General features: G+C 44.6%; 8 protein-coding genes. 5 read left to right on the top strand and 3 right to left on the bottom strand.

All coding sequences use genetic code 11. The annotated features are described in order from the left end of the window. Nucleotides 1-79: 79 nt before the first annotated feature. Nucleotides 80-559: an Sbal_3080 family lipoprotein gene (locus tag AB4209_RS12855; RefSeq protein ID WP_017068825.1), complete on the bottom strand. Its 480-nt coding sequence runs from the start codon at nucleotides 557-559 to the stop codon at nucleotides 80-82. Between the two features lie 195 nt (nucleotides 560-754). Between AB4209_RS12855 and AB4209_RS12850 the strand changes: the two genes are divergently transcribed. The 4 genes from AB4209_RS12850 to AB4209_RS12835 all read left to right on the top strand — a co-directional run bounded on the left by AB4209_RS12850 (nucleotide 755) and on the right by AB4209_RS12835 (nucleotide 3,578). Then, nucleotides 755-1,153: a hypothetical protein gene (locus AB4209_RS12850; RefSeq protein ID WP_017067715.1), complete on the top strand. Its 399-nt coding sequence runs from the start codon at nucleotides 755-757 to the stop codon at nucleotides 1,151-1,153. A 788-nt stretch (nucleotides 1,154-1,941) separates the two neighbouring features. After that, a complete protein-coding gene (locus tag AB4209_RS12845) occupies nucleotides 1,942-2,190 on the top strand; it encodes a type II toxin-antitoxin system Phd/YefM family antitoxin (protein WP_004730320.1) in 249 nt (82 codons plus the stop codon). Beyond that, on the top strand, nucleotides 2,180-2,470 hold the full coding sequence (locus tag AB4209_RS12840) for a type II toxin-antitoxin system RelE/ParE family toxin (RefSeq protein WP_005377002.1): 291 nt from the start codon (nucleotides 2,180-2,182) through the stop codon (nucleotides 2,468-2,470). Before AB4209_RS12845 ends, AB4209_RS12840 begins: the two co-directional genes overlap by 11 nt. Nucleotides 2,471-2,552: 82 nt before the next feature. After that, the gene (locus tag AB4209_RS12835; protein ID WP_102427734.1) at nucleotides 2,553-3,578 is read left to right on the top strand and encodes an IS110 family transposase; all 1,026 of its coding nucleotides are present in this window, start codon (nucleotides 2,553-2,555) and stop codon (nucleotides 3,576-3,578) included. A 382-nt stretch (nucleotides 3,579-3,960) separates the two neighbouring features. Here the strand turns inward: AB4209_RS12835 and AB4209_RS12830 are convergent, their stop codons facing one another. Together AB4209_RS12830 and AB4209_RS12825 are read right to left on the bottom strand one after the other, a co-directional pair. Continuing rightward, nucleotides 3,961-4,683, bottom strand: coding sequence for a hypothetical protein (locus AB4209_RS12830; protein WP_170964219.1), 723 nt, complete (start codon nucleotides 4,681-4,683; stop codon nucleotides 3,961-3,963). Between the two features lie 380 nt (nucleotides 4,684-5,063). Further along, a complete protein-coding gene (locus AB4209_RS12825) occupies nucleotides 5,064-7,661 on the bottom strand; it encodes a molybdopterin oxidoreductase family protein (protein WP_102393556.1) in 2,598 nt (865 codons plus the stop codon). Between the two features lie 472 nt (nucleotides 7,662-8,133). On the opposite strand from AB4209_RS12825, the gene nirB reads away from it, so the two are divergent. Further along, the gene (gene nirB, locus AB4209_RS12820) at nucleotides 8,134-10,716 is read left to right on the top strand and encodes a nitrite reductase large subunit NirB (protein ID WP_102393557.1); all 2,583 of its coding nucleotides are present in this window, start codon (nucleotides 8,134-8,136) and stop codon (nucleotides 10,714-10,716) included. The last annotated feature ends 55 nt before the right edge of the window (nucleotides 10,717-10,771 follow it).

The raw sequence follows: 10,771 nt of genomic DNA, 5'->3' as shown, positions 1-10,771 counted from the left end.
TTCGTCTATTCGTCTATTCGAGCAGAGCTTAAAGAAAAATAGAAAGCGAACAAAGGTATAAGTTAGTAAACTAATTAGACTAGTTCGTCGCTTTTGAATCTGATGAATTAGCTGCTTTCGTTGCTTCTTCAGCAGTTTTCTTACCAAATACCGTATCCATCATAAAACCAATACGCTTAGCTGCATTACCAAATTTGTTTGGGTTAGCCGTGTATGGGACTTTAAATTCTACTTCACCTACTCTTTGTCCGTTCTGATAAGCATTGATCTCCGCTTGCTTTAAGAACAACGCTAAGTCCCAGCTCCAATGGCCTTCATACTCCAATGTCAGCTTATCAAGATCGTGCTTCGACTTATCAGGTACGACGGTGTAGGTATAATCGTTATCTTGCAGCCACGTTTCCATAGTATTTAAAAACCCTTCACGTGTTTCAGCGTCTTTAACGATAACAACATCAACTTCAGTCGTAGGTTCTGGAATCGCGCTCCCAGTGTAACGAGGGGCTCCACAACCAGCCAAAATTAAAACCGAAAGCGATAATAGTAGGTATTTTTTCACGTTATATATCCATTAACAGTTAACTGCGTGAATGATACCACATCAAAAAAATGACATATTATATAAGCAAAGGTTAATCAGACATTCCTTGTTACATAAGGCACTAAAAAACTGCGAAAGAAAACGCGAAGGCTATGGGTCTCCTTTGATGAACATTTAAATCATCGCATCATTGAATGCATCACAAGGGATATCATGGAAAAGACACTTCAAACCAAACTGGCAACTAGCCTACTACTGCTGAGAATCGGCATTTTTATCGTCTTCTTATTCTGGGGCTTGGATAAGATCCTAGTCCCTGAGCACGCGACAAAAGTACTGTCTGGCTTTTACGGCATCGACATCTCGAACAATGCGATGATGGCTCTGGGTGTCGCGCAGCTCGGATTTTTAGGCGCATTCGTTGTAGGCATGTGGAAAAAGTACACCTACGGAGCCATTTTAGTCCTTCATGCAGGCTCAACCTTTTCCTCTTTTGGAAAATACATGGACCCGTTCAACAACCTACTGTTCTTCGCCTCTTGGCCAATGCTCGCAGCCTGTATTGCGATCTTCTTACTTCGCGACTACGACACTTATAGCGTTTCCAACTAACACAAAGGGCGCCGTTATTGGCGCCCTTTGTGGTTTGCTTGGTTCTTATCAACCTAAAATACTCTGTTAGCTGTATGACCCTATTTTACATTTCTATAAGTTACTAGAAACCCTGTCAAACCTATTGAGAGAGCAGCAATACATACTCCCCTCAGTATTGCATCATTGAGATAAGCTGAGTAGAAAAGCATTGCAATAAATGCACTACATGACACCAAAAAAGGTGCAATTGAACGATGGGTAAAACGTGAAGTATCAACCACACTATAACGATCTAGAACCAAATCCAAGAGCAAGAGCATGTGCATAACAAACAAAACATTTAGTACTGGAAGTACCCAGTAAAACCAACTATCTACAGGAAAGCTAAATAGTTGAACAAAGGTAAGGTGAGCCAATATAGAAAACAAAATACTTTTCCAACCATTCGAACTACTTTGTACTCTAATGCGGTATGTTCGTCGGGCGACAGAAGCAAGTGGTTTGGCTGAAGAAACCCAAATAGCCAACCAAACTATAAGTAATACCATGGTTCAAGAGCCTCTAAATTAAGGTTTACGCAGCTATTCTGAATTAGATATCTAGAACTATTATCCCAAGATATCGACACTTTACGCCTTGCTAAGGTGTGAGCAAACCAATACCTTAGCCTCCGCATAATACCTTAAACACATAAACCAACGCATAGTAAAAATGCCACGCGTTGCGAATTATTCTTAAGCAACTTGTTATACCTCTTGGTTGAGGCTAAAATGACCAAAACAAAGACCACTTAAGAGACCTATTACATGACCACTAGAATTTTAGCCGATGTTGCTGCAAGCATTACTGAGTTGAAAGCTAACCCTATGAAAGTTGCAACTAGTGCTTACGGTGAACCTGTTGCTGTACTGAACCGAAATGAGCCAGCATTTTATTGCGTACCAGCCGAAGCGTACGAAATGATGATGGACAGACTCGAAGATCTTGAACTACTAACTATTGCGAAAGAGCGTGAATCTGAAGAGAGTATTTCGGTAAATATTGATGACCTATAAACTCGACTTTAAAAAGAGTGCACTCAAAGAGTGGAAAAAGCTTGGCTCAACGCTTCAACAACAATTTAAGAAAAAGCTAATCGAGCGTTTAGATAACCCGCATGTTCCGGCTTCAAAACTCTCTGGAGCTGACAACATGTATAAGATTAAGCTGCGCCAATCGGGCTACCGTCTCGTCTACAAAGTTGAAGACGATGTCATCATTGTAACCGTCTTAGCAGTCGGAAAACGCGAACGTAGCGATGTTTACCGTAAAGCTATGAAAAGGTTAGATGATTGATTGCGGTATCAACGAATGACATGGATTCCCCCTACCGAGGATCTGCCACACTTATGTGGTACTTAAATGCATCGGAGGCACCATGTCTGATTATTCTTATTTCTGCGGTATCGACCTAGCTAAAAACCACTTCAGTCTTCATGCCGTAGACCAAAATGGTAAGGTCATACTTCATAAGTCAGTAACCCGCTCTAAACTACTGACTACAATAGCAAATATGCCACTCATGCGTATAGGCGTTGAAGCGTGTGGTGGTGCACATTATTGGGCAAGAACACTCAATACACTCGGTCACGAAGCCCGTATTATGGCTGTTAAATACGTAATTCCTTATCGAACTAAGGGAAAGAACGACCTTAATGATGCAGTAGCTATCTGCGAAGCTGTTCAGCGACCATCCACTCGCTTTGTGCCCGTAAAATCACCAGAGCAACAAGCCATCCTATCGGTACATAGAATGAGAGAGCATTGGGTTCGTGAACGCACCGCGCTTATGAATCGCATGCGCGCCCTACTTTCTGAGTTCGGGTTGATCATTCCCGTTGGTCGCTCTTCATTGATGAAACACGTTCCCTTAATGCTTGAAGATGCAGAAAATGAACTGCCACATCTCGCAAGAACGGGGATTGCCGATGCTTATCACCACCTTGGAGAGTTGAATCAACGTATCGCCGATACTGAACAAGTCTTCGAGTCTTTTGCTAAGGTCAGCGCTAATGTTCAACGAGTGATGAAGGTTCGTGGCATTGGACCGCAAACCGCTACTGCGATACTTGCTTCGATAGGCAATGGTTCTCAATTTGATAAAAGCCGTGATTTCTCTGCTTGGCTAGGACTAGTACCAAAGCAATATTCGACGGGAGGAAAGCCTCGCTTAGGTCGGATAACCAAACACGGTGATAAATACTTACGAACACTATTAGTTCATGGCGCAAGGACAGTCATTGCCAACCTTGGCGACAAGCAAGATAAGCTAAGTCAGTGGTGTCGAGGCGTTCTAGAACGAAGAGGAATGAACCGAGCGATAGTGGCACTTGCCGCGAAGAACGCACGAATTATATGGTCGCTTTTACACAATCAAACCGAATATGAAAACTATGCTGCTTAAGTAGAAACCTAAGCAGCATAGAGAGTTAAACCCACCGGGTCATTGCAGACGCTAATGATGGAGATAGGTTAAGACCACTTGCGGAGAGCCTGTTAATGCGGCGGACACACTAGATGTCATCTAACGAATAAGGCACCGCAGTCGCGCAAAGTCATCAGGGCCACGACGTATGCGAATCGTCGATAAGTAGGCCGAATGTAGAGCGGCAGTCCAAAACCCATCAACATAAGTTTAGCGGATGTTTGACAACCGGGGGAATCCATGTAGCCCTGTTAAGGGGTGAGCAACGCAATACCGAAGTTGCCGCATACCGCCTTAAACACTAAAACCAACGCATAGTAAAAATGCCACGCGTTGCGAATCCCTCTTAAACAGATTGTTGTTATGCATTTGTGCCCGCGACTTGTACGTAACCATCACAAACACCTAATCCATTAGTTAGTTTGGGTAGAACTGTTTTCTTACTCTGCATTTGTCTAAAGATCTGATTTGATGTGTTATGACACATTTTGAGCATTTGCCCTGCTAACGTATCCTTATCTTTGTCTGACGCATAACAAAGCTTTACCTGATGATGTAGATAACTCGATTTAAAGTAGGGTTTAACACGCTTGTTAAATTCTGGTAATGAATCTTTTTCGCTATCAACAATGATAGCGAGCATTTCTTTACCTGTATCAAATGGAAATCGTAAAAAGTTGGTGATTACGAGATGCCAACCTATAAGCTCTGGGTTAATGTGAGGTTGCGGGTTTACAATAATGAACGAGCCAAGGTGAATAAAAGGAACACCGTCGGTACCCACATACTGTGAAACTTTTCCTGGCACTTGGTAACAAGTACAAATGCTAATTTTCTGTCCATTGTATTCGCGAGAATTGGTATCAACGCTAATGATGTAATCGTATCCATTCAGTAACATTGTATCGACATCAAATGCTGCGAACTCACTATGTCCTTGAACACTGCTTAAAACTTTCGGCTTGCCTGAAGCCCTTTCATAACTGCGCTCAACACGAATCGTACTAGGATCTGCTTCAGGAATTATTAAGCCGTCTCGTAAAGGCTCATACGTAAACGAAATCTTATTTACATTTTTATTCACTTGAAACGTAACTTTTTCGTCTCGTGTTTTCTTTTCAGTGCTCAATTACTAATTTCTCCGTTAATGCATAACAGCTATATTAGACAGAATAATTCTGCATTTTGTCCCTGAAACAATTCTGTCTAGTTTCCAAGACTCGCTGCACTTAGTCTAATAACTCATTTAATAACATCATCTTACCTACTTATCTTTGTATCAAACATGACGAAAAGCAGAAATTTTCCATATAGTTCCGGCAAAATGCAGAAAACTCCCCAATATGTGAGTAAACCGCAGTTCAGGCTATGAAGGTTGTATCTTGGAAGTTGTATTCTCAAACAAAAACGCCGACATGATTGTCGGCGTTTACGCTGTAGGTATGGATAAGTAAGAGGAAGTAACTACTTCGCCATAGTACTCAAAAACTCGGCTTCGAACTCTTCATCGGCTTCTCTTGTTAGGCACTCCACTAGCCATTCAATGCTTTGATGGTCTAGCTTACTGTTCACCACGAAGGCTTGCTTTACACCAGACTGACCTAGCTTGGCAGAGCCGTAGTTCTTGAATGATTTATTGCCGTGGTAATGGAGTGATTTAATCGCTTCTGCGTCAGGTTCTGGCAAGGCATCGAGGGTATTAGCAAGCTGAATAACCAGCTCCATAGGGTTCTTAGATGATGAGATGCGATACAGAAAACCGCCCTCCACTCTTTGGCGAACCCAGTAATCAAAGCCACTGCAGTCCATCACTTTGTCGCTGACTAGTGCGGCTTCACTGCGATAACCACATGGTTCAACCACTACTGGGGTATGCTTGAATTCAGGTTGACCAGAAGCTGCATCGGTATGAGGCAAGATCAAGTCACATGGTTTGCTGTCTTTGGCGGTCGGTGCGTTCCAATGGATAGGCATGAAGACTTGTTCACGGCGCATCTCTTTGGTCACCACTAAGCGGGCTTGGCACTCCCCTTGTGCGCTGCGCACTTTCACCACTGGGTTAATAGTGGCGTGGTTGAAAGCATCTAGCCCAAACTCATCCAAGTTCAGTTCTGAAACGGTATCTGGGTGCATCGCAACAAAAGGCTCAGGGGTATGCTCACCTAAACCTGCCGCCAAACCTGTGCGGCTCATGGTGTGCCATTGGTCTCTGATTCGACCTGTGTTCATGATAAGCGGGAATTCAAGGCTGGTATCGGCAATCGGTTTGTCGTGCTCAACTGCAATAAACTGCGCTTTGCCTGATTCAGTAAAGAACTCGCCATTGGTGAACATGCGTTGCTCAATGATCTCTGGTTGATACTCTAACACTGGCCATTGCTGTGGAGTGAGTTCGCCATAGCCTTTTTCATCCAGTTTGGTTAATCCAATTAAGCACAAATCACGCGCTTTGCCCGTTTCATTGCCGAGCGCTGTCATCTCGCAATACTCTTTGAAGATCTCACCTTCGTGACGGAACTCAAATTGCTCTTTGAATCCCATTTTTTGTGCGACTTCTTTTAATATCCACCAATCGGGTTTGGCTTCCCCTGGGCTTGGTAACACGCGGCGTTGACGTGAGATTCGGCGTTCAGAGTTGGTCACAGTGCCCGATTTCTCACTCCACCCTTGTGCGGGTAGCACTACATCGGCCAAGCGTGTGGTTTCTGTATCAGCAATGCAGTCCGACACCACCACAAACGGGCACTTCTCTAATGCCGCTTTGATCTTTTCGCTATCAGGCAGGCTCACAACAGGGTTGGTTGCCATGATCCACACCGCTTTGATTTTGCCTTCATTCATGGCATCAAACAGGTCAATCGCTTTTAAACCCGCATGTGTTGCTAGGTTGTCGGTCTGCCAAAATTCACTCACGGTTTGGTGTGATTGCGGGTCACCAAATTCAAAGTGCGCCGCTAAGGTATTGGCTAAACCGCCCACCTCACGTCCGCCCATCGCGTTCGGCTGGCCCGTTACAGAGAATGGCCCCATGCCCGGCTTGCCAATTTTCCCGGTGGCTAAATGGCAGTTAATAATGGCGTTTACCTTATCGCACCCTTGTGTCGATTGGTTCACGCCTTGGGAGTAAATGGTCAGCACCTTCTCGTTCGATGCAAACAAACTGTAGAACTGTTTTAGCTGCTGCTCTGTTAACCCTGTAAGTTCAGGAACACTTTTGTCGCCCCAGCCTGATTCGGTATAACCTGACTCTGTATAACGGTAGTGAGTCGCAGATCGAATCGATTCAGTAAAGCCTTGAGTGTGGTTTTCTATGTAATCTGTATCTAGCTTGTCGTTATCATCGAGGTAACCCAATAAACCATTGAACAACGCGACGTCTGAGCCTGATTCCAATGCCAAGTGAATGTCTGCAATTTCACAAGTGTCGGTATAACGCGGGTCGATGACGATGACTTTCAATGCGGGGTTGGCTTGTTTCGCGGCTCTTAATCTTTGGAAAAGTACCGGGTGACACCATGCTAGGTTAGAGCCTGTAATCACGACTAGATCGGCTTGCTCGAGATCTTCATAGCACACCGGCACTGTGTCTGCGCCAAATGCTCGCTTATGCCCGACCACGGTTGAAGCCATACATAGCCTAGAATTACTGTCAATGTTGCCACTGCCGATGAAGCCTTTCATCAGTTTATTGGCAACGTAATAGTCTTCGGTAAGCAGCTGACCAGACACATAGAACGCAACCGAATCGGCCCCAAATTCTTCGATGGTTTGATTAAATTTGTCTGCGACCAACTGAGTGGCACTGTTCCAATCCAGCTGTTGTTTTTGCTCATTCTGAATATAAGCAGGCTGTGTAAGACGACCTAAAGGCGTGACGGTGTCGCCAAGCGCGATCCCTTTAGTACAAAGCTTTCCATAGTTTGATGGATGATCTTTATCACCACGCACTTCTAGTTTTCCTAGCGATGTCGGTCTCGCTTCTATTCCACACCCTACACCACAATAAGCACAGGTCGATTTTATCCAGCCGCTGTTTGAATCGGTCATCCGTTTCTCGCTCAATTATCCATAATTGTAATAAGTGAAAACAAGCAAATAACACGCCACTTAATAACAGCTGATGCATAGCAAATAATTTCATTTAAAAACAACAACTTAATAAAAACACAAATATCAGCAATGAACCAATTAGAACTTAACCAAGATAGAAACTTAATTTTTGCACCATCTTGCTGAAAGTTGCACCACAAACGCTCATTTATATAAATCTAACAAAAATTTTACATACCACTTTAGGGGTAATTGCGTGCTACCTCTATTTTTTAAACCACTGAAAATTATAAGTTAATTTTTATTTAAATGAACGAACCGTAATCTGGCATCCTCCTTGCTCCACTAAAAACCAAGACTTAGAAAAAACATTTTTGTTTTTCTTGATGATTATGAATTGAGTGGAATCTCAACCCGGTATTCATCTGCTAACGACTAGAAATTAGATGCTAGTGATGGTGACGCCGAGAATAAGGAATGGATTATGAGCAAGAAGAAAATCGTCGTTGTTGGTAACGGCATGGTTGGACACAAATTTATCGACAACATCCTGCAATCAGACAGTGATGAGTTTGATGTGATTACTTTCAGTGAAGAACCAAGGCTGGCCTACGACCGTGTTCAGCTAACGGCTTACTTTAATGGTAAAAGCGCTGATGACCTGTCATTGACCAGTGAAGAGTATTACCAAAGCAACGGCGTGAACTACTTGTTGAACCAGAAGGTTGCCAAGCTAGACACCGCCAATCAACAAGTCATCACTGAAAGTGGTCACGTTGAAAGTTACGACAAGCTAATCTTGGCGACCGGCTCATTCCCTTTTGTTCCCCCTATTCCCGGTAACGACCAAGAACACTGCCACGTTTATCGCACCATCGAAGATTTAGACGCCATTGAGCTCTCAAGTAAAGGCAGCAAATCGGGCGTGGTGATTGGTGGTGGACTGCTGGGCTTAGAAGCCGCAAACGCAGTCAAAAACCTTGGCTTAGAAACCCATGTGGTTGAATTTGCGCCTCGCCTGATGGCGGTTCAATTAGATGACGGTGGCGGTGCCCTATTACGCAAAAAAATTGAAGACCTTGGTGTGCAAGTTCATACCGAGAAAGCGACCTCTGAAATAGTCGATGGCGAAAACGCTCGCTACCGCATGAACTTCGCCGATGGCACCCATTTAGAAACCGACATGATCGTATTCTCTGCGGGTATTCGCCCTCAAGATGAGCTAGCAAGAAGCTCTGATGTCGAAATTGGCGAGCGCGGCGGTATTGTGATCAACAACCACTGTCAAACCAATATAGAAAACGTCTACGCCATTGGTGAATGTGCCCTTTGGGATAACAAGATCTTCGGCTTAGTGGCACCCGGTTATTCGATGGCAAAAATCGCGGCTTCGCATATTGTCTCTGACGGTACTGACGACGCTGCATTCACCGGCGCTGACATGAGCACCAAGCTCAAACTGCTTGGCGTCGATGTGGCCAGTATTGGCGAAGTACACGGCAAGACAGAAGGTGCTCAATCGTATACTTATAACGATGAAATTGAACAAGTTTATAAGCGCCTGATCATCTCGGCTGACGGCACAAAGATTGTCGGTGCCGTCTTGGTCGGTGATGCAGAAGCCTACGGTTCGCTACTGCAAATCAAGCAAAACGATATGCCCCTTCCTGAAAACCCATCAGTACTGATTCTACCTAATGTCGCAGATGATTCAGGTTCGGCAATGGGTGTTGAAGCTCTGCCTGATAGCGCTGTGATCTGTTCATGTTTTGATGTGACCAAAGGCGACATTAAAGACGCGGTCTCTGCTGGCTGCACCACGATGGCGGCTTTGAAAGAAACCACCAATGCTTCGACAGGTTGTGGCGGTTGTTCTGCCCTTGCGAAACAGGTTCTCGATAGTGAACTGAGTAACCTAGGTGTGGAAGTCTCTAACGATATCTGTGAGCACTTTGCTTATTCTCGCCAAGAGCTTACCGACATCATTCGCGTCAACAAAATCAAGACCTTCGACGAGCTGTTAGATTCTCACGGCAACGGATTGGGCTGTACTGTGTGTAAACCGGCTGTCGGTTCGATTCTGGCTTCGTACTGGAACGATTACATCCTTGAAGATCAACATATCGAGCTGCAAGACACCAATGACATCTACCTTGGCAACATGCAAAAAGACGGCACTTACTCGGTAGTTCCGCGTATTGCTGGCGGTGAAATCACTCCAGATAAATTGATTGTTTTAGGCGAAGTCGCTAAAGAGTTCGACCTGTACACCAAAATCACGGGCGGTCAGCGTGTCGACTTGTTTGGCGCACAGCTTAACGAACTGCCTATCATCTGGAAAAAGCTGATTGATGCAGGTTTTGAAACGGGCCACGCCTACGGTAAATCGGTTCGTACCGTGAAATCTTGTGTCGGTAGCACTTGGTGTCGATACGGTGTCGACGACAGTGTTGGCTTAGCGATTCGACTTGAGAACCGCTACAAAGGCCTGCGTTCACCACACAAGATCAAGTTTGCGGTTTCAGGCTGTACTCGTGAATGTGCAGAAGCCCAATCGAAAGACATTGGTGTTATCGCCACTGACAAAGGTTGGAACCTCTACATCTGTGGTAACGGCGGTATGCGTCCTCGTCATGCAGACCTATTCGCCACTGATTTAGACGAAACCACACTCCTTAAATACATCGACCGCGTTTTGATGTTCTACACACGTACCGCAGACCGCTTACAGCGTACATCGGTATGGATGGAGAACCTCGAAGGCGGCATTGAATACCTCAAGCAAGTCGTGATTGAAGACAAGCTCAACGTGGCTGAAGAACTCGAAGCGGACATCGCACTCAACATCGAGAAGTACCAGTGTGAATGGAAAACCACCATTGAAAACCCTGAGAAGATGAAGCGCTTCCAGCACTACATCAACAGTGAAGAAATGGACACTAGCCTCTCTTTCATCAAAGAGCGAGAGCAGCGTTTTCCTAAGCCGAGCTTGAGTGATGCTTCGAATTCAAAACGCGATGAAAAGCTCGCAAAAGCAGACCAAATCGAAGTGACTGAGGTTTCATAAATTTCATCAGGTTCATCAGGTTCATCAGGTTCATCAATAAAAAAATAAAAACTCA

Origin of the sequence: Vibrio sp. 10N.286.48.C11 (genome assembly GCF_041469805.1) — a bacterium.
GTDB classification, from domain to species: Bacteria; Pseudomonadota; Gammaproteobacteria; order Enterobacterales; family Vibrionaceae; genus Vibrio; species Vibrio crassostreae_C.
Note: the sequence above shows the minus strand (reverse complement) of the source record. Positions and strands in the feature narration are given on the sequence as shown.

Bases quoted from the DNA above. Each gene is read 5' to 3' on its own strand.
- AB4209_RS12850 (WP_017067715.1), top strand. From the start codon at position 755: ATGGAAAAGACACTTCAAACCAAACTGGCAACTAGCCTACTACTGCTG.
- AB4209_RS12845 (WP_004730320.1), top strand. From the start codon at position 1,942: ATGACCACTAGAATTTTAGCCGATGTTGCTGCAAGCATTACTGAGTTG.
- AB4209_RS12840 (WP_005377002.1), top strand. From the start codon at position 2,180: ATGACCTATAAACTCGACTTTAAAAAGAGTGCACTCAAAGAGTGGAAA.
- AB4209_RS12835 (WP_102427734.1), top strand. From the start codon at position 2,553: ATGTCTGATTATTCTTATTTCTGCGGTATCGACCTAGCTAAAAACCAC.
- nirB (WP_102393557.1), top strand. From the start codon at position 8,134: ATGAGCAAGAAGAAAATCGTCGTTGTTGGTAACGGCATGGTTGGACAC.